The sequence below is a fragment of the Megasphaera sp. An286 genome (assembly GCF_002163455.1).
GTDB classification, from domain to species: domain Bacteria; phylum Bacillota; class Negativicutes; order Veillonellales; family Megasphaeraceae; genus Megasphaera; species Megasphaera stantonii.
This window is the reverse complement of sequence record NZ_NFIY01000001.1, coordinates 166,881-191,128: the sequence shown is the minus strand read 5'-3', so window position 1 is coordinate 191,128 and position 24,248 is coordinate 166,881. Positions and strand designations below refer to the sequence as shown.

General features: G+C 52.0%; 25 protein-coding genes, 1 tRNA gene and 1 riboswitch. Of the genes, 5 read left to right on the top strand and 21 right to left on the bottom strand.

Features of this window, described 5'->3' with window-relative positions; translation table 11 throughout:
• Position 1: 1 nt before the first annotated feature.
• From B5F80_RS00905 to B5F80_RS00885, 5 genes are all read right to left on the bottom strand, one after another.
• Entirely contained in the window at positions 2-271 is a 270-nt protein-coding gene (locus B5F80_RS00905; protein WP_087476926.1) for a chorismate mutase, read from the bottom strand.
• A 146-nt stretch (positions 272-417) separates the two neighbouring features.
• Entirely contained in the window at positions 418-1,326 is a 909-nt protein-coding gene (locus tag B5F80_RS00900; protein ID WP_087476925.1) for a thiamine pyrophosphate-dependent enzyme, read from the bottom strand.
• Positions 1,327-1,338: 12 nt separating this feature from the next.
• A complete protein-coding gene (gene porA, locus B5F80_RS00895; RefSeq protein WP_087476924.1) occupies positions 1,339-2,520 on the bottom strand; it encodes a phenylglyoxylate dehydrogenase in 1,182 nt (393 codons plus the stop codon).
• 3 nt (positions 2,521-2,523) lie between these two features.
• On the bottom strand, positions 2,524-2,790 hold the full coding sequence (locus B5F80_RS00890) for a 4Fe-4S dicluster domain-containing protein (protein WP_087476923.1): 267 nt from the start codon (positions 2,788-2,790) through the stop codon (positions 2,524-2,526).
• A gap of 12 nt (positions 2,791-2,802) precedes the next feature.
• Positions 2,803-3,339: a 2-oxoacid:acceptor oxidoreductase family protein gene (locus B5F80_RS00885; RefSeq protein ID WP_157949742.1), complete on the bottom strand. Its 537-nt coding sequence runs from the start codon at positions 3,337-3,339 to the stop codon at positions 2,803-2,805.
• A 243-nt stretch (positions 3,340-3,582) separates the two neighbouring features.
• On the opposite strand from B5F80_RS00885, the gene B5F80_RS00880 reads away from it, so the two are divergent.
• Positions 3,583-4,353, top strand: coding sequence for an IclR family transcriptional regulator (locus B5F80_RS00880; protein WP_087476921.1), 771 nt, complete (start codon positions 3,583-3,585; stop codon positions 4,351-4,353).
• Between the two features lie 142 nt (positions 4,354-4,495).
• Positions 4,496-5,941, top strand: a complete 1,446-nt coding sequence (locus B5F80_RS00875) for an amino acid permease (protein ID WP_087476920.1) — start codon at positions 4,496-4,498, stop codon at positions 5,939-5,941.
• A gap of 57 nt (positions 5,942-5,998) precedes the next feature.
• Here B5F80_RS00875 and B5F80_RS00870 read toward each other — a convergent pair whose 3' ends face one another.
• The 13 genes from B5F80_RS00870 to ilvA form a co-directional block, all read right to left on the bottom strand.
• Positions 5,999-6,460, bottom strand: coding sequence for a hypothetical protein (locus tag B5F80_RS00870; protein WP_087476919.1), 462 nt, complete (start codon positions 6,458-6,460; stop codon positions 5,999-6,001).
• Positions 6,461-6,726: 266 nt separating this feature from the next.
• On the bottom strand, positions 6,727-7,851 hold the full coding sequence (locus B5F80_RS00865; protein ID WP_087476918.1) for a DUF362 domain-containing protein: 1,125 nt from the start codon (positions 7,849-7,851) through the stop codon (positions 6,727-6,729).
• Between the two features lie 123 nt (positions 7,852-7,974).
• Positions 7,975-9,150 carry a phosphoribosylaminoimidazolecarboxamide formyltransferase gene (locus tag B5F80_RS00860; RefSeq protein ID WP_087476917.1) on the bottom strand — a complete coding sequence of 392 codons (1,176 nt, stop codon included), beginning with the start codon at positions 9,148-9,150 and terminating at the stop codon, positions 7,975-7,977.
• 61 nt (positions 9,151-9,211) lie between these two features.
• A riboswitch (ZMP/ZTP riboswitch) is annotated at positions 9,212-9,289 on the bottom strand.
• Positions 9,290-9,369: 80 nt separating this feature from the next.
• On the bottom strand, positions 9,370-9,993 hold the full coding sequence (locus B5F80_RS00855) for a DUF1847 domain-containing protein (RefSeq protein WP_087476916.1): 624 nt from the start codon (positions 9,991-9,993) through the stop codon (positions 9,370-9,372).
• A 23-nt stretch (positions 9,994-10,016) separates the two neighbouring features.
• A complete protein-coding gene (locus tag B5F80_RS00850) occupies positions 10,017-10,370 on the bottom strand; it encodes a hypothetical protein (RefSeq protein ID WP_087476915.1) in 354 nt (117 codons plus the stop codon).
• Between the two features lie 36 nt (positions 10,371-10,406).
• Positions 10,407-11,225, bottom strand: a complete 819-nt coding sequence (locus B5F80_RS00845) for an MBL fold metallo-hydrolase (RefSeq protein ID WP_204246308.1) — start codon at positions 11,223-11,225, stop codon at positions 10,407-10,409.
• A 13-nt stretch (positions 11,226-11,238) separates the two neighbouring features.
• Positions 11,239-12,063: a hypothetical protein gene (locus B5F80_RS00840; RefSeq protein ID WP_087476988.1), complete on the bottom strand. Its 825-nt coding sequence runs from the start codon at positions 12,061-12,063 to the stop codon at positions 11,239-11,241.
• Positions 12,064-12,072: 9 nt separating this feature from the next.
• Positions 12,073-12,879 carry a PHP domain-containing protein gene (locus tag B5F80_RS00835; RefSeq protein WP_087476913.1) on the bottom strand — a complete coding sequence of 269 codons (807 nt, stop codon included), beginning with the start codon at positions 12,877-12,879 and terminating at the stop codon, positions 12,073-12,075.
• Positions 12,876-14,327, bottom strand: coding sequence for a leucyl aminopeptidase family protein (locus B5F80_RS00830; RefSeq protein ID WP_087476912.1), 1,452 nt, complete (start codon positions 14,325-14,327; stop codon positions 12,876-12,878). Before B5F80_RS00830 ends, B5F80_RS00835 begins: the two co-directional genes overlap by 4 nt.
• Before the next feature lie 161 nt (positions 14,328-14,488).
• A tRNA-Lys gene (locus B5F80_RS00825) sits at positions 14,489-14,564 on the bottom strand.
• Between the two features lie 172 nt (positions 14,565-14,736).
• On the bottom strand, positions 14,737-15,123 hold the full coding sequence (locus B5F80_RS00820; protein ID WP_087476911.1) for a RidA family protein: 387 nt from the start codon (positions 15,121-15,123) through the stop codon (positions 14,737-14,739).
• 171 nt (positions 15,124-15,294) lie between these two features.
• Complete coding sequence (locus tag B5F80_RS00815; protein ID WP_087476910.1) at positions 15,295-16,689, bottom strand: amino acid permease; 1,395 nt, start codon at positions 16,687-16,689, stop codon at positions 15,295-15,297.
• 22 nt (positions 16,690-16,711) lie between these two features.
• Positions 16,712-17,932 carry a threonine ammonia-lyase gene (ilvA, locus tag B5F80_RS00810; RefSeq protein ID WP_087476909.1) on the bottom strand — a complete coding sequence of 407 codons (1,221 nt, stop codon included), beginning with the start codon at positions 17,930-17,932 and terminating at the stop codon, positions 16,712-16,714.
• A gap of 670 nt (positions 17,933-18,602) precedes the next feature.
• Here ilvA and B5F80_RS00805 point away from each other — a divergent pair.
• The 3 genes from B5F80_RS00805 to B5F80_RS00795 all read left to right on the top strand — a co-directional run bounded on the left by B5F80_RS00805 (position 18,603) and on the right by B5F80_RS00795 (position 20,754).
• Positions 18,603-19,382, top strand: a complete 780-nt coding sequence (locus tag B5F80_RS00805) for a basic amino acid ABC transporter substrate-binding protein (protein ID WP_087476987.1) — start codon at positions 18,603-18,605, stop codon at positions 19,380-19,382.
• Between the two features lie 162 nt (positions 19,383-19,544).
• A complete protein-coding gene (locus B5F80_RS00800) occupies positions 19,545-20,087 on the top strand; it encodes a hypothetical protein (RefSeq protein ID WP_087476908.1) in 543 nt (180 codons plus the stop codon).
• Positions 20,088-20,184: 97 nt separating this feature from the next.
• Positions 20,185-20,754, top strand: coding sequence for an NAD(P)H-dependent oxidoreductase (locus B5F80_RS00795; protein ID WP_087476907.1), 570 nt, complete (start codon positions 20,185-20,187; stop codon positions 20,752-20,754).
• Positions 20,755-20,825: 71 nt separating this feature from the next.
• Here B5F80_RS00795 and B5F80_RS00790 read toward each other — a convergent pair whose 3' ends face one another.
• The 3 genes from B5F80_RS00790 to guaA form a co-directional block, all read right to left on the bottom strand.
• Positions 20,826-21,377, bottom strand: coding sequence for an RNA 2'-phosphotransferase (locus B5F80_RS00790; protein WP_087476906.1), 552 nt, complete (start codon positions 21,375-21,377; stop codon positions 20,826-20,828).
• Between the two features lie 64 nt (positions 21,378-21,441).
• On the bottom strand, positions 21,442-22,116 hold the full coding sequence (locus tag B5F80_RS00785; RefSeq protein WP_204246307.1) for a Fic family protein: 675 nt from the start codon (positions 22,114-22,116) through the stop codon (positions 21,442-21,444).
• A gap of 420 nt (positions 22,117-22,536) precedes the next feature.
• Positions 22,537-24,072, bottom strand: a complete 1,536-nt coding sequence (gene guaA / locus B5F80_RS00780; RefSeq protein ID WP_087476904.1) for a glutamine-hydrolyzing GMP synthase — start codon at positions 24,070-24,072, stop codon at positions 22,537-22,539.
• Positions 24,073-24,248: the final 176 nt, after the last annotated feature.

Here is a 24,248-nt window from a genome sequence, read left to right as displayed (position 1 = left end):
TTTATAACTTCATATACTCCCGTTCATAGTTTTTGCTTTCGTCCATAATGCATTGATAGATCTTCTGCAAGTACGGAGCCAGCTCCTTATACTGCGCCATAGCGGCAATCTTGTCGAGGACCTGCCGCTCCCGCCGCGGGTCGAATATTTCCATGTGATTTTCCTTTTTATATGCGGCTACCTTCGCCACTACCTGCATGCGCTGCTCCAGCAAATTCGTCAGCTCTTTGTCCAGCCTGTCGATTTCCTTCCGGCATTCTTCCAAATTCATAAGTGTCTCCTTCTACGAAAATAAGATGGTACATATGTACTTATTATACGATATATGTCATACCCTGGCTAGGCAGAAATAGGCAGGAAAAAACCTGAAGCAGCGCAGTGCCGCCTCAGGCAGGTAACATACGTTATGACGCATCTCTATTCATTTCCGGCTAACGTCAGCAGCAGCTGAAACCTCTGATCTGTCCGCTGCTGAATTGCCGCAATCGCTTCGTCGCTGAGTGCCTTGAACTTGCCGATGGCTTCGACAAAGTCGGCTACGGGCAGGGGATTGGCCGGCTTGACGTTTACGGTCAGCTTGCCTTCGGCCATTTCCCACAGAGGAAACAGATTGGACTCTACAGCCCGGCGAGCCATCGTAATACTCATGTGGCTACCATAGCCCCAGCCCGTCGGGCAGGGCGAGAAAACATGCAGGTACGCGAAGCCCTTCTTGCTGGCCTCCAGCCCCTTCTGGATTTTTTCCACCATGTCCTTCATGTGGGACGGCGAGGCCGTAGCGCAGTATTCGATCTGATGCATGGCCATGATGAGGGGCACATACTTCTGCTGCTGTTCCTTGCCGCTGATTTTGCTGCCCAAAGGCGTCGTCGACGTGCGGGACCCCAGCGTCGTCGTCGAGCTGCGCTGATAGCCCGTGTTCATATAGCCTTCGTTGTCATAGCAGATATACAGCATCTTTTCGCCTCGCTCTGCCGCGGCCGACAAGCTCTGAAAGCCGCAGTCAGCCGTCGCGCCGTCTCCTGCGACGGCGACGATGTTGACATCGCTCCGTCCCTTCCGTTCGTACATGCGCGACAAGCCGCTGAGAAAGGCCGCCGTGTTGTCCAGAAGGGTAATGTGAACCGGCGTTTTCTGCCCGTTGGCATAGTTCCAGCCGACGACGCCGGCGCCGGCCAAACATCCCGGCGGAATCGCCACGATAGTATTCTTTCCGGCAACCTGCATGACCCGCCGCAGGATCAGTTCGCCGCCGCAGCCCTGACAGGCCGACATGCCCGGCGTAATCTGATCGGGCGCGTCCTTCAGCAATGATACGTAGTTCATACGATTCCCTCCTCAATCCTTCAGCAGCCATCGAACAGGCCGTTCGCCTTTTTCATCTTTATGGGTTTCTAATTCATCTATAAGTCCGGAAATTTCCGTCAATGAAATATCGGCGCCGCCTAAGCCGCCGATAGCCGAAAAATGACAGTACGACGCCCCCTGGTCGGCAAGGGCCGCCTTGACTTCCACATGCATCGGCCCCTGGCTCCAGCCGAAGGATACGCTTCGGTCGAGGACGCAGAAGGCCTTCTTGCCCAACAGGGCCTTGGCAATACGGTTTCCCGGGAAGGGCCGCGTGAAGCGCAGGCGGATGAGGCCGGCTTTGACGCCCTTTTCGCGGGCTATGTCGACGGCGTCCTTCGCTGTGCCGCTCATGCCGGCAATGGTAATCAAAACGACGTCGGCATCGTCGAGGCGGTATTCTTCAACCGCGCCGCCGTAAGACCGGCCAAAGGCGGCGGCGAATTTCGCGTCTACCTCTTCCAGTACGGCCAGGGCCCGTTCCATCGCGTCCAAATGGCTCTCTCTGTATTTCATCAGCAGCGGGCCCGCCGTCAGCGGGTCCAGAGCCAGAGGCTTATCGGGATTTAAAATAGGATTCCAATCTGCGCTGTAATGAGGCAGGAATGCATCGACGTCTTCCTGATCAGGCAATTCCGCACCCTCCGTCAGATGGGAGCTGTAAAAGCCGTCGTAACACACGTTGATAGGCAATAAGACCCGCGGATCTTCGGCCAGCATGTAGCCCTGAATGATCATGTCGATGATTTCCTGATTGCTCTCGCAGAATACCTGCATCCAGCCGGCTTCACGGACGGACATGGCGTCCTGCTGGCCGCTCCACACCGTTTCAGGCGACGTCATTTCCCGCGTTGCCAAGGCCATGACCATGGGCAGGCGCAGCGTAGCCTGCCGCATATAGGGCTCGAACATCAGGGCCAGCCCTTGGGCGCTCGTCGCCGTAAAGACCCGTCCTCCTCCGGCAGACGCACCCTGGACGGCGCTCATGGCCGAATGCTCGCTCTCTACCTGAATCATTTCCGAGTCCAGCCGGCCGTCGTATATCATATCAGCTAAATGTTCTACGACCTTGGACTGCGGCGTAATCGGGTAAGCCGCTACCAAATCGGGACGGCACAAAGCCGCCGCTTCCGCCGCCGCGTCGTTTCCCGTCAATACTACTTTTCTGCTCATCGTCTAAATTCCTCCTTCCGGCGCCATATCAATCGCTTTGCGCGGGCATTCCTGGGCGCAGATGCCGCAGCCCTTGCAGTAATCGTAAGTAATTTCATATGTATTATCTTCACGGCCGACGATAGCATTCACCGGACAATACGTCAGGCACATGCCGCATTCTACGCATTTTTCCTTGTCCATAACCGGGCGGAATACGCGCCACGACGCCGTATCCAAAATATACATCCCCGTATCGCCGACCGGCGTAATATGAAGGCGTTCGTTCATAGTTTCTCCCCCTTACTTGTATTCCGCAGCGCTGTCGTAAGCCCGGACAGCTGCTTCCTTATTCTCTGCGCCAAAGGTATGCTCAATCTTATCCAACAGCGTATCCTTATCCACCAAGCCTGTCGCCTTGGCAAAAGCGCCGAGCATGGCCGTATTCGGCATGTTGCGGCCTAACAGGCCTTCCGAAATTCCCGCGGCGTCGACGAGCCATACGCTGCCGGCCTGAGGCGGAAGGGGCAGCTCTTCCCGTGTTTTAGTCGTATTGAGAATCACCATACCGCCTGCTTTCAAGCCGTCGAAGGTCTCCGGCGCCGACACGAGGGAATCGTCAAATATAATCAAGATATCCGGCTCATAGACCTGCATACGGCGGCGAATCGGACTGTGAGACAAGCGCAGATACCCAAATACAGGCGATCCCTTCCGTTCTACGCCGAAAAAGGGAATAGCCTGTCCGTACAGCCCTTCGGCTACGGCCGCTTCCACGACGAGCTGCGACGCTTTGACCACGCCCTGGCCGCCGCGGCCCTGCAAACGAATTTCCTTCATAGTTTCATCTCCTCGCTTATTCATATAAAGATACTTTAGTTTCTTTATATGAACTTTATATTTCTATATTAGAATGATTAAAGTTATGTGTCAATGAAAAATATGATATATGAGAAAGCGATATTTTCCGCCTCTTTATGATGTGCCCGCGTCATATCTATAGGTCTCTTACGGTGAGTATGCTATAATAAAAATGATTTATACATTGTACACAAAAAACTAACCCCGCAAAGGATACTGTATATGAAAGAAGACGCCTCGAATAAAGAAAAATATATACTCACCTCTGTAGACAATACGCTGTCTCTCCTAAATCTCTTCTTCGACTATGAAGAACTCAGCGTAAACGACGCGGCCAAGCTGCTGGGCCTCAGCCGCAGCACGGTGTTCCGCTTCATGGTCACCTTGGAAAACCGCGGCTTTTTATCGAAGACCGACCACGCCACCTATCGTCTGGGCCTCAACATGTTTTCCCTAGGCATGCTGGCCTATAACCGCATGGAGCTGGCCGCCCTCATCCACCCCTACCTGCAGGACATCGCCCGGCAGACGGGAGAAACGAGCCATTTAGGCATCGTCGACGACGGCATTCACATCATGTTCATCGACCGCGCCTTAGGCACGTCGCAGCTGAAAATGGAAACGGCCCTGGGCTATCGTCAGCTCGCTCACCACACGGCATCGGGCAAGGCGATTTTAGGATTTCAGTCCGACCAGGTCATACGAGAATATATAAAAAGAGTCAGCTTCCAAAAGCTGACCCCTGCGTCTCTCGGCGATGCCGGCGAGCTCCTCCACCTTCTCGACCAGGTAAAAAGAGAGGGCTACGCCTGCGACAACGAAGAAAGCGAACTCGGCCTGACCTGTTTTGCCGTCCCTATCGTCGACGCAACAGGACGAGCTGTCGCCTCCATCAGCATTTCCGGCCCGACGACGCGCATGAAAACGCATAAAAAATCGCATATTGTCCTGTTGAAACATACGGTTGACGAATTGTCCAGGACATTGCGTTAAATGCCTGCTCCAGCGTATTTTATTTTCAAATTTGGTATAAACCCTGATGAAACCTTTAATTGTCAACAAGAAAAACATTCGCTATAATATACAGGTAAGTTTTTTTTTACTATAGTAATACTATAAAAAAGGTTGTGATTGAATGAAAGAAGAACAACAACAGCTGCGCCGTAGCTTAAAAGCCCGCCATCTGAATATGATCGCCATCGGCGGCGCTATCGGCACAGGCCTGTTTGTCGCCGGCGGCGAGACCGTCAGCACAGCCGGTCCGGGCGGTGCCCTCGTTGCCTATTCCCTCATCGGCGTCATGGTATATTTCCTTATGACCAGCTTAGGGGAAATGGCAGCGTACCTGCCGGTCAGCGGCTCCTTTGAAACGTATGCCAACCGCTACGTCGATAAATCCTTAGGATTTGCCTTGGGTTGGAACTATTGGTTCAACTGGGCTATTACCGTCGCAGCCGAACTGGTTGCCGGCGCCCTGATTATGAAATACTGGTTTCCCGATGTCCCGGCAGCTGTATGGAGCGGCATTTTCCTGATTATCTTATTTGTCCTTAATTATCTTTCGACCCGCTCGTACGGTGAAAGCGAATTTATCTTTGCTGGTATCAAAGTTCTGACAGTATTAATTTTCCTCTGCGCCGGCGCCTTCCTCATTCTGGGACTCGGGCCCGAGCCGTCGCCGGGATTCGTAAACTGGACGGTCGGCGATGCGCCCTTCGTCGGCGGATTTACCGCCATGCTGAGCATCTTCATGGTTGCCGGCTTCTCCTTCCAGGGAACGGAAATGATCGGTATCGCTGCCGGCGAAAGTGAAAATCCGGAAAAAAACGTTCCCCGTGCCGTTCACTCTATTTTCTGGCGTATTTTGTTATTCTATTTAGGAGCCTTCGTCGTCATTGGGTTCCTCATTCCCTATACGGACCCGAATCTTCTCAATTCGAGCGTAGAAAATATTTCTATCAGCCCCTTTACGCTGGTATTTGAACGCTTCGGCCTGGCTGCCGCCGCCTCGATTATGAACGCTGTTATTTTAACAGCCGTATTATCTGCCGGCAACTCCGGCCTGTACGTCTCGACGCGTATGCTCTACGCCATGGCCCAGACCGGCCAGGCACCAAAATGTTTCCTCAAGCTGAATAAGCGCGGCGTTCCGTCGTATGCGCTGTTCGCAACGGTTATCTTTGGCCTGGCAGCCTTCCTTACGTCGCTCATCGGCGAAGGCAAGGCCTACGACTGGCTCGTCAACATCAGCGGCATGGCCGGCTTTATTACCTGGATCGGCATCGCTATTTGCCATTACCGCTTCCGCCGCGCCTACGTGGCCCAAGGCAAGGATTTAAAGGAATTGCCCTACAGAGCAACCTTCTTCCCCTTCGGCCCCCTGCTGGCCCTGCTCATGTGCATCATCGTTACGGCCGGTCAGAACTACTCGGCCTTTACGGGAGCAGAAATTGACTGGTACGGCGCCAGTGTCGCCTACATCGGCATTCCCGTCTTCCTCGCCGTATACCTGTATCACAAGGTAAAACACCATACGAATATTATTCCGCTGGACGAAGTAGACTTGTCCCGCCATAAATAAGACAAACAAAAAAAGGCACGCGAACGTTATATATGATTCGCGTGCCTTCTTTTTTTCCTACAGCATCTGTCCGGCATGTACATCGCCCCCTGCATGAGCTGCAGCCATCTTAGCTCTCTTCTCCGCGTTGTGCTTGCCGAACCAGTGGATGCGGCATTCGCGGCTGCAGAAAATCCGCCGCCGGTCCAGCGGGTCCGTAACGAGGACATGCTTTCCGCATTCCCGACAGGAAAACTTGCGGTACACCGTGACGGCCTTTACTTTCTTCGAATGTTTCCAGTACAGCTTTTCGCAATGCTGGGAGCAAAACTTCATCCTGCCGTCCGAATGATCCCGTACTCTGACGATGGTACCGCATTTCAGACAGCGGAATTCACGAATTACCGGAGCCGTAGCCGGAGCGGCGGCCCGGATATCGTTGACGCCATGACGGTTGGCATACCGCCGGCATTCGGCGCTGCAGTATTTCTGAATAGATCGCCGCGGCGTAAATTCTTTCCCGCAAATTACACAATTCATCGCTTCACTCCCTCGCTCTCTCGTCATACGCCGTCGGCGACATGCCGCATCGTCAACTACCAGCGTACGTTTTAATATATTTATAATTTACATTAATGGTTTAATAATATTTTTTAATATATAACTACATTATATAGAGAGTGCCCGGAAAAATCAATTGGTTTTGATAAAATAAATACAAATTCTTCAAAAGCAGTTTCTTTTCATTATAAACGAAAAGCCCCGCCTGTACAAATGCAGGCGGGGCCTTCCGCATAGGCTTCGGCTTATTTTACCGTAATTAATTCGTAGTCTCTTACGCCAAGGCCGATTTTTTCAGCATGGCGCAGCGTAGCTTCCCAGTTGATATCCGGATGAACGTCGAGGAAATGGTCGTGGTGGCATTCCCAATCGGGTTTCGCCAGGTTATCGGACAGCTGGCTGTTCGGCAGCGGCGTGGCCTTTAAGCAGGCGTCGACGCAGGCCTGGTCGAGGGCAACGGGGTCGAAGGAAGCGAACATGCCGATATTCGGCAATACGGGCGCATCGTTTTCGCCATGGCAGTCGCAGTTCGGCGAAATGTCCATGACCAGGTTGATATGGAAGCACGGGCGGTCCTGGCAGACGGCCTGAGCATATTCAGCCATCTTGTAATCCAGTTTTTCGCTGGCGTCCCATTGCACCGTGTGAATGGCGTCGAAGGCGCAGGCGCCGATGCAGCGGCCGCAGCCCTTGCACAAATCTTCGTGAATATGGGCGATGTTATCTTCATAGGTAATTGCATCGGAGCCGCATTCGGATGCGCAGCGGCGGCAGCCCTTGCACTTCTTGGCGTTGACAGCCGGCTTGCCCGACGAATGCTGTTCCATCTTGCCGGCGCGGCTGCCGCAGCCCATGCCGATGTTTTTAACGGCGCCGCCGAAGCCGGTCATTTCATGCCCTTTGAAGTGAGCCAGGCTGATAAATACGTCGGCGTCCATAATCGCCCGGCCGATCTTGGCGTTCTGTACGTATTCGCCGTTTTTGACGGGAATTTCCACTTCGTCCGTGCCGCGCAGGCCGTCGCCGATGATGATCTGACAGCCCGTCGTAATTGTATTGTAGCCGTTCAGGTTGGCGCAGTCCAAATGTTCCAGGGCGTGCTTGCGGCTGCCGGGATACAATGTATTGCAGTCCGTCAGGAAGGGCTTGCCGCCTAATTCTTTAACCAAGTCGGCGACGGCTTTAACGTACTGCGGGCGAATCGATGCCAGACAGCCTAATTCGCCAAAATGCATTTTGATGGCGACGAATTTTCCTTCGAAGTCGATCGTTTCGATGCCGGCTTTCTTGCACAGCTTCTGCAGCTTCATCAGATTATTCGTCCCTACTTTACAGCGAAAATCCGTAAAATATACTTTTGCTTTTTCCATAACCTACCTCCCGATAAACTCATTCTCATAAACACTTTCATTGTATCACATGAAGTACGCTCTAAGTCAAGAAAAAGAAGGCTGTAAAATAAGCGTCCCCAGAGGGGACGCTCTTGATATATCTTAGTGGTGGAACAACCGCAAGCCGGTCATCGCCATGGCAATATTGTATTTGTCGCACGTTTCGATGACGTTGTCGTCGCGGATGGAGCCGCCGGCCTGGGCGATGTAATCGACACCGCTGCGGTGGGCCCGTTCTACGTTGTCGCCAAAGGGGAAGAAGGCGTCGCTGCCCAGCGCTACGCCGTGAAGCTGGCCGATCCAGGCTTTCTTTTCTTCTCTCGTAAGAGGTTCCGGCTGCTGGGTAAACAGATTCTGCCATACGCCGTCAGCCAGCACGTCTTCGTAGTCGTCGGAAATATATACGTCGATGGCGTTATCGCGGTCCGGACGGCGCACGTCGTCGCGGAACGGCAGGGCCAATACCTTCGGATTCTGGCGAAGCCACCAGATGTCGGCCTTGTTGCCGGCCAGGCGCGTGCAGTGAACGCGGGACTGCTGGCCTGCGCCGACGCCGATGGTCATGCCGTCCTTGACGTAGCAGACCGAGTTGGACTGCGTATATTTCAGGGTAATCAGCGCTATGAGCAAGTCGCGCTGCGCCGCTTCGGGGATGTCCTTATTTTTCGTCGGGCAGTTCTGGAACAAGTCGGCCGTAATCTTGGCGTTGTTGCGTTCCTGTTCAAAGGTAATGCCGTATACGTCCTTCGATTCGACAGGCTGAGGAACGTAATCGGCATTGATTTTCAGCACGCAGTAGTTGCCCTTTTTCTTCGTCTTGAGAATAGCCAGGGCTTCGTCCGTATATCCCGGAGCTACAACGCCGTCGGATACTTCCCGTTTCAGCAGCGTCGCCGTTTCGGCGTCGCAAATATCCGACAAGGCGACGAAGTCGCCGTAGGAGCTCATGCGGTCTGCACCGCGGGCACAGGCATAGGCCGAAGCGAGGGGAGATAATTTCAAGTCGTCTACATAATAGATTTTTTTCAGCGTATCGCTCATGTCGGTCGCGACGGCAGCGCCGGCCGGGCTGACGTGCTTAAAGGACGCCGCGGCGGGAAGGCCCGTCGCCTCCTTCAATTCCTTGACCAGCTGATAGCTGTTGAAGGCGTCGAGCAGATTGATGTAGCCCGGACGGCCGTTCATGACTTCAAAGGGCAGGTCGCTGCCGTCTTTCATGTATACTCTTGCCGATGATTGATTCGGATTGCAGCCGTATTTCAATTGCAATTCTTTCATTAGTATTACCTCCTGAAAATAAGAAATTTCCTGGCAAAAATAAAAATACCGACACTTCTGGAACCTTCGCCCAGACGGTCGGCTGTAATGAACCATGCTCCCCGTGGTAGCTCCACTTCCGTCAGTCACATGCTTCTGTTTCATTATACAAGGCGCAGCCGCCCTGTGTCAATGGGAAACAGACAAGGGCAGCGCCTTTTAGCGATACGCTCGCTCGGCTTATAATTTCGTCTTATAATAGGACTGGCTGGTATACAATGCCGCCACGGGATTATGGCCCGTCACGCGGTCCTTGACGACCAGCGTCGTCGTCAGGGCCTCGGAATATTTGTAAAATAAGCTGTCGTGGCCGACGCACAAGCCCATGACGATGTTCATATCCGTATGCTTGGCATTGAGCATCTTAGCCTGGAGGATGGGATTGCAGGCGTTGACGCCGACGGCATTGCATTTTTCGTCAATTCCCAGCTCTACCTTGGGAACGGCGCCGGCCTTGCAGGCCATCCCGAAGACTTCAAAGCCGTGCTTGCGCAGAATCCCCGCCAGCATCCGCGTTTCCTGTATCAAGCCGACGCAGGTCGCAATGCCGATTTTATGGAAATTCATGCGTTTGGCAAATTCAATGGTCTCCTGGACGCGGCACCACTTTAAATAGCCGTCGCATTCGACGCCAGCCGCCGTCTGCATGACCTGCTGATTGTCGTCCTGCTCATACAATGCTAAGGCTTCCCGCTTTACCTCTTCATCCATGTGCGTCGTCGCGCAGAAAGAGGGGTATTCCTTATCCATGACGTTGCAGTTCACTACGCCGCAGTCGGCGCAGGAAAGAGTTCGTTCTGCCATTGTCTTCACAACCTTTCCGTTTACTATAATGATTTCATAATCAAATATAACAGCATTCCGTTGAGGCACACCCAGGGAATCCAGGCGATAATCCCCATAAAATGCATGAAGCCCCTTCCCTTGCCGCCTTTATAAGCCAAGCCGGCCGCAAGGATGCCGACAAACAGGCTGACCAGATAATAGACGGCGCTCCACTCCACAGTATAAAAGAGAAAGGCCAGAAACGCCGGCGTGCCGACGCTGCGCGCTATAGAACTGATGCGCAGCATAATCGGGTTTTGCAGCGCATAGGCCGGGTCCGCGCTGAGTTTGCAGTATTTATAATTCCAAAAATATAATAAGCCCGTTACCAATCCGCAAAGTATAAGCTGTATCATCGAACGACTCCTTTATATAATCCATCAGTCTGCGCTTCAGCGGCTGAGCGCGATCCGCTCCATATCTTCGGGGACGTACACGGCGCCGCCGTAATAGGCCTTCGCTTCTTCCGTATACAGCCCCTTCCGGCTGCTGCCGGTCTTTTCTTCCGTGTGGTACAGCACCAAACGCGCCGCGCCGAGAGAAGCCGCCGTTTCCGCCGCGTCCTTTACCGTGCTGTGGTTCTTCTCATAGGGCCGGAACAGATCTCTATGCTCGTATAAGCAAAAGGCCTCGGCCAGCAGCCAATCCGTTCCTTCGGCGTACTGCCGGCAGCGCTCGTTATACGGCTCGTCGCCCAGACAGGTCAGCCTCATGCCGTCGGGGAAGGTCAATAGATATCCGAATTGCTTGGCCTTGGTCGAGCAGATATCAAAGGCCGTAAGGGACAGGCCGAGAAACTCCACCGTGTCGCCGTCTTTCAATTCGTGAATGCAGATGTTCTTGCCAATACAGGCAAAATCCTTCTTTTTAAACATCATTTCCGCCATAGACAGCAGCATTTGCTTCACCACGTCGTGACAATAAATGTGGAACTGCCCGTCGTATGCTCCGGATCCCATCAGCGAAGCGATCTTGCGCATGACCCAGAGGACGCCCATGATATGGTCCGTATGGCCGTGGGTTACAAACATATAATGCAAATCCGCATAGGCAACGCCGCCGTCTTCCAAGCGCTTGAAAATGCCGTTTCCGCCGCCGGCGTCGGTTAAAAACCATTGTCCCTCAGCCGTACGGACGGCAAAGCACGTGTTATACCGGCGCACAGCCATCGCATTTCCCGTTCCCAACATCAATAATTCTGTACCTGACACGCTATCTCCCCTTCTATCGCAGTACGACGCCGCGAACTGTAATTTTCAAAATCTCAAAGGACATGCCCGTCGTATATTCTATATCCTGCTGCAGTCCCTTTTTGATGGTGCTCATGAGTTTTTTCAGATTTTCGCCGTAATATACCGTTACGACTAAAAATACGGCCAGCCCGTTCCCTTCCGACTCGCGGTTTTTATCGATCCGCAGGCGGTTGACCTTTGCCAATCCGCCTATCTGCCGCAGGCGGTGGATAATCAGATGCTCCAGCATTTCGTTGGAAAAGGTCAATTTCCCGTAATAGCTGAAAACGGGACGCACAACAGAATGCTCGAAATCCGGAGCCTTTTGATTCCGCCGGGTCAGCAGGGAGTGGATGGGCGCCAGCAAATACCCGCGGAAGCGCGGCTTGAGCTCCATCGTCGGCACGGGAATGATGTGCTTTCCCTCGTTGATGCGAATCATCCGGGCCTTTTCAATTTCGACGGGACACGACACGTCTTCTATGCGAATGTACGAGTCCGCTTCAGGCAGCCCCAGAGCTTCGCAGATGCGATGTATCATGTGCTTCGACGTCCCTAAAATGAGAAGCTGGTCCGGCTGCAGCTCATCCAGCGCGTCTTTTACGCTTTGGGCGTGCTCCTGCTGCAGAAAGATCGCCCGGCGGACGGCTTTCATGCGGTTCGTTTCTTCCTTGGCCGAGCGGCCGGCAACGATGCGATTTTGATAAATCAGCAGGCCGTCGTCAATGATACAGGAAATATGATGGTCGTACGCCACGTCCAGGGCGTGATGACTTTTTCCCGTACCGCTGGCTCCGATAAATCCGATGACTTTCATAGCGTTCACCTATTTCTTCTTATATTGCAGCAAAGGCTCTACGCGCTCCGTATCAAAGGAGAATATGCCGACCTGCTCCGGATAGCGCCCCGTCGTGCCGTGGAAATCCGAGCCGCCGCCGACATACCAGCCCTTTTCCTCGGCGACGGCTAAAAATTCTTCATAGCGCCCCCGATTCTTTGGATGATATACCTCGATACCGTCGAAGGAATGCGTCAGTACGTGCGGCAGCGCCGCGTGAAGCAGCCCCGGATGCGCCAGCACGGCCAAGCCGCCGGCCTGATGGATCAGCTCGATGCATTCATCAATCGACTTGCGGCGATAGGGCACGTAGGCCGGGCCGCCGCGGTATAATATCGCATCAAAGACGGCCGTCACGTCGGGAAAGTACCCCTTAGCCACGAGCATACGCGCGATGTGGGGCCGGCCGATAGTGCCGCCGCGAGCTAATACGCCTTCGATTTGCTCCCTGTCGAGGACATAGCCTAAGGACTCACAGCGCTCGACGATTTCCATGGCCCGCATCTGACGGCGCAGCTTAAACTGCGCGCAGTACTCCTGCAGGGCAGCGTTTTCCGTATCGAGGTAATAGCCCAGAACGTGGACGTCCTCGCCGTCGTAATCGGAGCTCATTTCCATCGCCGGAATGATGCGGACGCCGGGGTTCAGCCGGCAGCCCGTCGTATAGGCATCAATCGTGTCGTGGTCGGAAATAGCCATGACGTCCAGCCCGGCCTGGACAGCCAAATTCGTCAGCTCCTCGGGAGTATACACGCCGTCGGAGCAGGTCGTATGCATGTGCAAATCGACTTTCACTTGGCTCCTCCTTTCAATAATTCCAAAATGGACTTGACGCCCACGCCGGTCGCGCCGAAGAAGCCCGTTTCATCCTTTTTCTCACAAAAGGCCGTACCGGCAATATCCAGGTGAATCCACGGAATATCGGGATGGACAAACTGCTTGATGAACAAGCCCGCCGTAATCGCGCCGCCGTCGCGGCCGCCCGTATTCTTTAGGTCCGCTACGTCGCTTTTGAGGAGGTCTTCATATTCCCGGTCAGCCGGAAGCTGCCATACCTTTTCGTGAACCGCCGCGGCTACGTCGAAGAAACGGTTCATCCATTCCTGATGGTTGCCGATCATGCCGGAACGCACCGTTCCCAAGGCCGTTACGCAGGCACCGGTCAGGGTAGCCAGATCGATGAGCTTCGTCGCTCCCAGCTCCTGGGCATAGGACACGGCGTCGGCCAGGATCAGGCGGCCTTCAGCATCGGTATTTTTGATTTCCACCGTCTTGCCGCCGTACATCGTCAATATATCGTCGACGTGGTAAGCCATACCCGACGGGATATTTTCCACCAGCGGAATCACAGCGACGACGTTGACGGGATATTTCAGCAGCATGAGGGCCCGTATGACACCGACAGCAGCAGCCGCGCCGGCCATGTCGTCCTTCATGAATTCCTGATTGGCCTGGCTCTTGATGGATAAGCCGCCGCTGTCGTAGGTCACGCCCTTGCCGACGATGCCCAGCATGTCCTTGCTGTCCGGGTCGCCCTTATAGGTTATCGTCATGAGCTGCGGCGGGTTCATGCTGCCCTTGCCGACAGCGACGATACCGCCCATCTTCCGCTTTTCCAGCGCCCATTTATTGAGCATCTCGACGGTAATATTGTCGCCCTTGACGACGGCCGATACGATTTCCGAAAACCGCCGCGGCGTCAGCTCGTTCGGCGGCATGTTGACCAAATTGCGGGCCATGTACACGCCTTCGTATATGGCGGAATACATGTAGCACATCGTATTGAAGGCCTTGATTTCCAAGCTCGACGTAACCAGGTTGATGCTGCGGACAGTCCGCCCCTTCGCGTCGCTTTTATAATGCAGGAATTCGTAGTTCCGATATAATAAGCCGTCGATTAAGGCGCCGATATCCATTTCCAGCGTGTCGACCATGACGGCCAGCTCCGACACGCCTTCGGCCATCGCCGCGGCCATGAGGCGCTTCGCCGTCAGAAAATCTTCATACGTAGCATACCGTATGGGTTTCTTATGCAATCCAATCAAAAAATAGGTCTTACTCCGGCCTTCCGTCAGGCAGTGAAACACGCGCAGGGACGTATAATGCATGACGTCTTCATGCGCTTCCACATAGGCCCGAATCAGTTCCCCGTCTTCCTTAGGAATGCGGGATAAAGCCAGCATCCGCGTATCGACGCCGATCGCCACGACGTCCATACTGCCGTTACTGTTGCAAGTAATCATGATATATCTCTCCTCAATCCATCATATAGCCGTCCGTATGATTTTATTATAAACATTATATATACAGATTCATTATACCGTCCTGCCGCCTGTAAAATCAAGAATAGAGCATTTTCTGCAAAAAAAATACCTATGCAGTGATGTTCTGCATAGGTAGTATGTGGTGGACCGTCAGGGGATCGAACCCTGGACACCCTGATTAAGAGTCAGGTGCTCTGCCAGCTGAGCTAACGGTCCATGTCATTTCTTTCTCCAAAGGACGTTTTATATATTACACCATCTGATAAGAAAATGCAAGCCTTTTTTCAAAATTTATCAAAAAATTTTTCTCACATCCAAATGCCTCTCTGCTTTTGACCAAAAAAATCTCCGGCTGCGCGCCGGAGACTTTTTTCAAGGCTATGTCAGATTATTTGCCGCAGTATGCGATAACTTCGACTTCTACGAGAGCGCCCTTCGGGAGTTCAGCGACTTCTACGCAGGAACGAGCCGGCAACGTTTTGTTGAAATATTTAGCGTATACTTCGTTAACAGCGCCGAAGAAGCTGATGTTAGCCAAGTATACCGTCGTTTTAACGACATCGTCATAGGAAAGGCCAGCGGCTTCCAAGATAGCGCCGACGTTTTTCATGCTCTGTTCAGCCTGAGCCGTAACGCCGCCTGCTACGATTTTGCCCGTTTCCGGAACGAGGGGAACCTGACCGGATGCGAAGAGGAAATCACCAGCTTTGATAGCCTGGGAGTACGGGCCTACTGCGCCCGGAGCGTTTGTCGTGCTAATAACTTCTACTGCCATGATGATACAACATCTCCTTTTGATTTATTACTGTGAGTATTCTATATTATATCTTACTTTGTCCGTTTTGACTAGACAGTAAAATAAATATATCTGTCATAATTTAAATCCAATTAAAGCAAGTATCATACAGAAGGAAGCACGCAGACGCATGCTTCCTTTTAGTATGAATTAGTGTTTTGCTTTTAAGGTGCCGTCTTCATTATATTCGTTCTTACGATATCCAGCCAGGAAATATCCGGCCGTAACGATGATCATGAAGGTCCAGCCGGCGATGAGGGACATACGCGTATCGGGGTTGACCCACATGCCGATGGTAACGAGAACGAGGAAGATAAGGCAGAAATAGTTAGCGTACGGGAAGAGCGGCGATTTGAACGGGTGTTCAGCCATCGCTTTTTCACCCCAGCGTTTGCGGAAGTTCTTCTGCGAGTAAGCCAGTACGAACCAGGCAACCATGCCGGGGAATACGCTGGCGCTGTAGATGTACAGGAACAGCTTGGAATCCGGAATGAGGTAGTTCAAAACAACGCCGAAGAGCAGGCAGGCCAAGGTGACCATGATGCCGTGCTGCGGTACGCCGTGAGAGGACAATTTGCCGAAAAATTTCGGAGCCTGGCCGTTTTCAGCCAAGGTGTACAACATACGGCCGGAGCTGTAAATACCGCTGTTGCAGCCGGACAATGCAGCCGTCAGTACGACGAAGTTGATGATGCCGGCGGCGGAGGTAACGCCTACTTTAGCGAAGGTCGTTACGAAGGGGCTGCCGAGCATGCCCAGTTCATCCCAAGGATACAAGGTGATGACGACGAAGATAGCGCCGATGTAGAAGATAAGAATACGCCAAACGATGTTTTTCGTAGCTTTGCGCAACGTTTCTTTCGGGTTCTGCGCTTCCCCGGCCGTTATCCCGACGAGTTCGACGCCCTGGAAGGCTGCCGCGACGACGCACATTGCGCTGATCATGCCGCCGAAGCCGTTGGGGAAGAAGCCGCCGTGAGACCAGAGGTTGGAGAAACCGAGGGGTACGCCGTTGTTGCCGAAGCCGAACAGGATAATCATCGCGCCGACGACGAGCATGACGACGATAGTCGTAACTTTGATAATAGCAAACCAGAATTCGAATTCACCGTAGTATTTAACGGCAGCCATGTTGGCCAAGGTTACGATGAGCATGCCGCCTAAGGCCGATATCCACTGGGGAACGTCGGGGAACCAGAAGTGAACGTAAATGCCTACGGCCGTTACTTCCGAAAGACCTACCGTAACCCACAGGAACCAGTAGCACCACGCCGTCAAGTAACCGGCAAAGGGACAGATATACTTATGACCATACGTAGCGAAGGAACCCGTTACCGGTTCCAGATAGAGCATTTCGCCCATGATACGCATGATGAAGAACATAACCAAACCTGCCAATGCATAGCAGAGCAATACGGACGGACCGGCAGTCTGAATCGTGCTGGCCGAGCCCATGAACAGGCCGACGCCAATCGTACCGCCCAGGGCGATCATTTCCACGTGGCGGGGTTTTAACCCACGCTCTAATTTGCTGTTGTCTTCCATGATAAAGTCCTCCTTTTAGGGCTTATTTCAACGTAACGTGATAGTGGTTGTCTTTCAGCGTTTCAAACAATGTTTCTACATGTTTTTCGTTAGCCGTTTCCAGTTCGCACGAAACTGCCGTGTAGCCCATGCCGATGTTGTGCTGGCTGCGTTCATGCGTGATGGAGAGGATGTTTGCGTTGGAATTGGAAATGATGGAAATCAATTTAACCAATTCGCCCGGCTGGTCGGGAATGACCGTTTCGAAGAAGACTTTGCGCCACGAACGGAGCAGGCCGCTGTTGATGACGCGGGACATTCTGTTGACGTCGATGTTGCCGCCGCTGACCAGAGCCGCTACCTTCTTGTTGCGGATGCCGGAAACCTTGCCGTTCATGAGAGCTGCAACCGGTACGGCGCCGGCGCCTTCTGCAACGGTCTTAACGCGTTCGATGAGCCAGAGGATTGCTGCGGCAATTTCCGTTTCGTCGACTGTTACGATGTCGTCGACATATTTCTGGCAGATTTCATAGGTCAAGTCGCCCGGCGTTTTTACCGTAATGCCGTCAGCTAAGCTTGCTTTGCCGTCGACAGTCAAAATCTGACCTTTTTCAATAGATTCTTTCATGGAAGGCATGTTAGCCGTCTGTACGCCGATAATCTTGATTTTCGGGTTGATGTTTTTAGCTGCGACAGCCAGGCCGGAAATCAATCCGCCGCCGCCGATAGGAGCTACAATGACGTCGATATCGGGAATTTCGTCGAGAATTTCCAGGGAAATCGTGCCCTGTCCAGCAATAACCTGAGGATCGTTGAAGGGATGTACGAAGGTGTAGCCGTATTTTTCCGTCAATTCTACGGCTTTCGCAGCAGCTTCGTCGAAGAAATCGCCGTGGAGAACGACGTTTGCGCCGTAACCGCGCGTAGCAGCTACTTTCATCAACGGAGCATGTTTAGGCATGCAGATCGTCGACTGGCAGCCGTATACGCTGGCAGCTAATGCAACGCCCTGTGCATGGTTGCCTGCCGATGCGGCGATAACGCCTTTTTCACGTTCTTCCGGCGTCAAGGAAGCCACTTTGTTATACGCGCCTCTCAGCTTGAAAGAACCGGTGCGCTGTAAGTTTTCCAATTTCAGCCATACGTCGCAGCCAGCAACTTCGCTGACAGAGGTCGCATAGGACAAGCTAGTCTTCTGGGCAACGCCTTTCAACCGTTCCTGCGCTTCCTTGACCATCGCAAGGGTAACTCGTTCTTCACTCATAATTATTCCTCCTAAATATATAAAGACATGAGATATTCATAAGGCTCATTACATCTATCCGCAATGAGCAATTCGCTTTTTACATCTTCACTATACCTTTTTTTCTGTCCACTGTCAACAGATTTGTTCCATTTTTAACATTCTCAAAATATGCTCGTTATTGCTTTATTATCTTACGTTTCAAGGCCTTCATTCGTTATTTTAAGGTATATGCCGTTTAAAATTTAAAAGTTTTTACACTTTCTCTCAATTTTGTGTCTCTTGTAAAAATACACATAAATGTGCCTACGGGATATATGTCATATTCGTACACATACTTATGCTCCCATGTATTTTCATTATATTCCATTATTTTCATCAACATAGTGCCTCTATGTTGCCGTTTTTAGAAAATTATTATCATATTGATAGGCTATATGTTGCTGGATGACTCTTCAATGCAGCCCTATGGCAGAGATAAAATATTCAAAAAATCTTCATATACATTACGTTCTGGAAATAGCTTATTATGAAACGGCGAGCCGATAAAACCAGATTCTTAAGGGCGCCATCCCATTACGTTGAAAAATAAGGGCTGCACGGCAAAACAGCTGCCGCAGGCTATTGTATTTTTTCAAAATAAGTGTATAATTATTTCATGTTCTAAAAAAGGGGTGTATGAACTATGTTGATAAACAAAAAGTGGATTACTGCGGCGCTACTGGTCACGACAACGGCGGCGGCCCTTACCGGCTGCGGAGGCAGCGAAACGGCAACGCATTCTGACAAGCCGCTGATCGTCGGCACGGAACCTTCCTTTCCGCCCTTCGAAATGACGGAAAACGACACCTACGTCGGATTTGATATCGACTTGGCCAACGCCATCGGCGAAAAGCTCGGCCGCAAAGTCGAAATCAAGACCATGGGCTTCGACGCCCTGATTCCGGCCCTGAAGAGCGGCCAAATCGACCTCATCGCTTCGGCCATGTCCGCAACGGAAGAGCGCAAAAAGCAGGTCGACTTTACAGATCCCTATTATATCGGCGGCTCCGTCATCGTCGTCCGTAAGGACAATGCCGACATCCGCGGCTGGGACGCCATTACCGGCAAAACCGTCGCCGTCCAGGCAGGCTCCAAACCGGCGGACTTCGCCGAAAAGCAAGGGGCCGTATTGAAACAGTTTGACGCCAACTACCAATGCCTGCAGGAATTGCAGGTAGGAGCCAGCGAAGCGGCGGCCCTCGATAAAGCCGTAGCCTTGTACTATATTTCCAAAGGCGGCCTCTCCGATCTCAAAGTCGTCGGCGAACCGAAGAAATTAGCCGGCTCCGCTATGGCAATCAACAAAGGCAATGAAAAAGAACTGAAAGAAATCAACGCCGCGCTGCAAGCGATGAAAAAAGACGGCACCTATACGAAGCTGTATCAAAAATGGTTCGGCGTAGAACCGACGCCCGAAGAATTACAGTAACCCGACATGCAGAAGCCCGTACGTCAAGAGTTTTCTTCCTCGACGTACGGGCTTTTAGCTTTCAAAAACAACCGGTCCGGCCTTGCTATTTTCTTCTCTGGCTGGTACGATGAAATCAGAATATATCCAATCCAAAATATGCCATAGGGAGGAACGAGGGCCATGCAGTACAGATCCACTTACGCATCCTATCCCGAATCGTTAGCAGCTCTCTTTCAGCATGAAAAAGACAACATCGACCTCTTTTGCCGGCAAACGGGCGTGACGTGCCGCTGCAAGCTGGGATTTATCATCATAAAGACTGCCGCGGAATCGTGGGCTCTCCATCAATCTGCCCTGGACGACACGATTCTCTTGTATCACAAAAATACGCAGGACATACCGGCTCGGCCCAAGGCAGCGATCTATGAACAGTACGCCCGCTATCATATTCAAGATTTCTACGTCGAATCCATTTGCTACGCCCTGGGCTACGTATATCTGCACGAGTTGTGCACGGCGAGAAAGGAAATCCCCTTCGAGCAGCTGCCGCCGGTCATGCAGGAGTTCCTGACCTACACGAAGCGCCGTATGGAAAGACCAGACCGGAATATGCGCCGCCATAAACGACGCGCCCTGCTCAAACAGCAAAAGAACGCAGAAAAAGCCAGGGACGCCCAGCGAATCGAAGAACTGATTGCCAGCCTGTTTCCCGATTCGGTCTGACGCACTGCGTTTTGCATACCCCGGCATATACACAGCCTGCAGCATATCCTATAGTAAAGGTAATCTTAGGTAATCTTACGAACAGGAGAGATATCTCATGAAAAACACTTTATTCATCAATGCCTGCCCCCGCCCCCAATCCCGTACCCTTGCATTGGCGCAAGAAGTGCTGAAAAAAGTATCCGGGACGGTAACGGAAATCACTCTGTATCAAGAACCCCTTCGCCCTCTTGACTGGGAACAGCTGAAAAAAAGAGACGCCCTTATCGCCTCTCATGCTATGTCGTCGCCAATGTTCGACTACGCCCGCCAGTTTGCCGCAGCAGACGACATCGTCATTGCCGCCCCCTATTGGGACCTGGCCTTTCCTTCTATCCTGCGCGTATACTTTGAGCAGATTACCGTATTAGGCGTCACTTTCACGTATTCGCCAGAAGGAATCCCCGTCGGCTTGTGCCGGGCCGGCCGCATTCTCTACGTGACGACAGCCGGCGGCCCCATCGGGCCATACAACCTGGGCTACGACTACGTAAAAGCCTTGGCCACGCTCTACTACGGCATTCCGCAAGTCCTCTGCTTTACGGCGGAAAATCTGGACATCGTCGGCGCCGACGTGCCAGGAATTATGGAGCAGGCTATTGCAAACATAAAAAACAGTCCCATTTAACACGCTGTATCTCAATACGAAAATCTCCTCATGAACTGCCAGCCAGCTTCATGAGGAGATTTTTTCTATCGCTATTTAATTATTTTACCATCCGGCACGCGCTTTATGTATTTTGCAGGAACGACCTTCGTCAGCCATACGCCGTTGACCGATAGGTAAAATATATAGCCATCCGCCGCCATAGCGTTCGTATCGATTTGATATACGACAGGCCGACCATGCCTGCGGCCTACGGCGACAGCCGTTTCATAATCAGCGGATAAATGCACGTATAGACGCGACTTGGAAATCAACCCCTGTACATCGATAGCCGCCGCGTATTTCTCGCCCGTCCCATGCCACAATACGCTGGGCGGCCGCTTCCGCTCCAATTCCACGTCGACGGAAACAGAATGGCCCTGGTTCGCCCGAATCTGCGTCTTGTCTTCATTAAAAGAATATCTCCCTTTACTATCAGTCCGCACGATATCCTCCAGCATTTCCCTCGTAAAAGGCTGCCGCTCCGCAATACCGGCAACCAATGCATCGACCTCAGCCCATCCATGATCGTCCAGAGAAATACCGATGACTTCCGGCTTGTGCCGTAAAATTAAAGCGATGAATTTACTTGTATTACGTTTCATACCGTCCTCGTTTCAATATACATACCATAAATCAAAATACTCGTAAGCTATGCTGATTCTCAGATCAATAGGGTATTTTAAAATATTCCATTACCTTTTTGAAATAATCCTGCGCCGTCAGACACGTATCCCGCAAAAAGCCTTTCTCATGATCCCATTCCTGCAGCCCTCGATAATAAAACAACTTTAATTCTTCTGTAATAATAAACGGCACAATATGATTCCTCAAGCATTCGCTTAACATCAGCAGGCGGCCAACTCGCCCGTTGCCGTCTTGAAATGGGTGGATGCGTTCAAAACGGACGTGAAATTCCAGTATATCGTCTAAATCTTTGGCTTTTGACGCGCCATACGTATGCAGCAACTTCTTAATCTCGCCCTCCACCTCCTGAGGCGCTGCCGTAGGATTTCCGCCGACTTCATTAGGAAATTTTTTGTATTCCCCTACGGCAAACCAGTCTTTGCTGGCATCAGTCGTTCCCGTCTTCAGCGTCCTGTGCAAGACTTTAATAAACCGCTCGGATAAACCTAATGAGGCATGGTCTATAACCATATCTATACAGCGGAAGTGGTTAACCGTTTCAACGATGTCATCTACGCGTATGGCCTGTCCGGCAGGGCCAATAGTTTTCGTTTCAAAAATATATCTCGTCTGTTCATGAGTCATCCGGCTGCCTTCTATGTGGTTCGAATTATAGGTCATATCAATTTGCAGCTTATGATATATGCCGCCCGGCATCTGGCTTTCCTTCTCACGCCGCAATATTTGCAGCAGCGATTTCGGATAACTATCTGCACGCTTCTTCCGTTTCGGTTTTTCTGCCGATATGGGAATATTCCAAGTTTTCCCCGTCAAAAAAGCGCCCCTCACGCGGCCGGCAGCGCAGTAATTTCGAACAGACCGCTCTGATATTCCCCAGCGTGCTACCGTTTCTTTTACCGACATATATTCCATAGCCCAATCCTCCCTACTACATGCAACGTACCACAATTATATGCCAATATCGGCAATATATCAATAATTCTAATAAATTTAATTATTCGTAAAATTGCCGATGCATGATACATACATAGACATGAGCCAACTGATATATGCAAAAACAAAAAAACAGCAAACCGCGCAAATACACGGTCTGCTGGCTGTATATCTATTATCGCATTATTCCCACTCAATCGTCGCGGGCGGTTTGCTCGTAATATCGTACACGATGCGGTTGATGTGGTCTACTTCGTTTACGATGCGGCTGGAGATTTTATCCAGGACGTCGTAGGGGATTCTGGCCCAGTCGGCAGTCATGAAATCCGTCGTCGTGACGCCGCGGAGGGCTAAGGTATAGTCATAAGTGCGGAAGTCGCCCATAACGCCGACAGTGCGGTTGCTCGTGAGGACAGCAAAGTACTGGTTAATGGAGCGCTGCAGTCCGGCGTTAGCAATTTCTTCGCGGAAGATCGCATCGGCATCGCGGAGGATAGCGAGTTTTTCCTTCGTGATTTCGCCCATGACGCGGATAGCCAGGCCCGGTCCCGGGAAGGGCTGACGCCATACGAGGTAATCGGGAAGGCCCAGTTCTTCGCCCAGTTCGCGGACTTCGTCCTTAAAGAGGTTGCGCAGCGGTTCGATAAGGCCTTTGAAATCGACAACTGCCGGCAGGCCGCCTACGTTGTGGTGGCTCTTGATGACAGCGGCGTCGCCGGCGCCCGATTCGATGACGTCGGGGTAGATCGTGCCCTGCGCCAGGAAATCAACGGCTCCGATTTTACGGCCTTCGTCTTCAAATACGCGGATAAATTCTTCGCCGATAATCTTGCGTTTCCGTTCCGGTTCGCTGACGCCGGCCAGCTTCGACAGGAAGCGTTCCGACGCGTCGACGCGGATAAAATTCATGCCCGAGCCTTGGAAAGCCGCTTCGACTTCGTCGCCTTCGTTTTTGCGCATGAGGCCGTGGTCGACGAAGATGCAGGTCAGCTGGCTGCCTACAGCTTTCGAAATAAGGGCCGCCGCAACGGAGCTGTCTACGCCGCCCGACAGAGCCAGTACGACCTTGCCGTCGCCGACGGTCTGCTTGATCGTTTCGATAGCCGTCTTGGCATAGTTGGCCATTGTCCAGGTACCGGTGCAGCCGCAGACTTCAAAGAGGAAATTGTGAAGCATTTCCTTGCCGTGTTCCGAATGGAGCACTTCCGGATGGTACTGCATGGCGTAGAGCTTTTTCGCCGGATTCTGCATAGCCGCTACGGGGCAGTTATCCGTATAGGCGACGATTTCAAAGCCTTCGGGAATGTCCGATACATAGTCCGTATGGCTCATCCATACGATTTCCTTTTCCTGCAGGCCTTTAAACAACGGGGAAGACGTGTTGACGGTAACCGGCGTCTTGCCGAATTCGCGCATTTCCGCAGACTGCACCTTGCCGCCCAAGGTCTGAGCCATGAACTGCATGCCGTAGCACAGGCCGAGGACAGGGATTCCCAGGTGAAATACTTCTTCTTCAATCTTCGGCGCATTGTCCTCATACACGCTGGCCGGGCCGCCTGTAAAGATAATGCCCTGAGGCTGCATTTCCTTTATTTTTGCCAGGGCCTTCTGATACGGGTATACTTCGCAGTACACGTGGTTTTCACGGACACGGCGCGCAATAAGCTGATTATACTGACCGCCAAAATCGACAACAATAACGAGTTCTTTGTTATCCATTTCTTCCTCCTCATTTACGATAAAATCTCCCAAGCTGCAGTGCAGTCATGGTTTTATGATTCTGTTATTATATCATGAATGGACGCGCAGAAAAAGAGGCAACCAGAGAAGATACGTCAAAAAAAGCAGGTTGGCAGAGCCTCTCTTGTCTGCTAACCTGCTTTACATGCATCTCC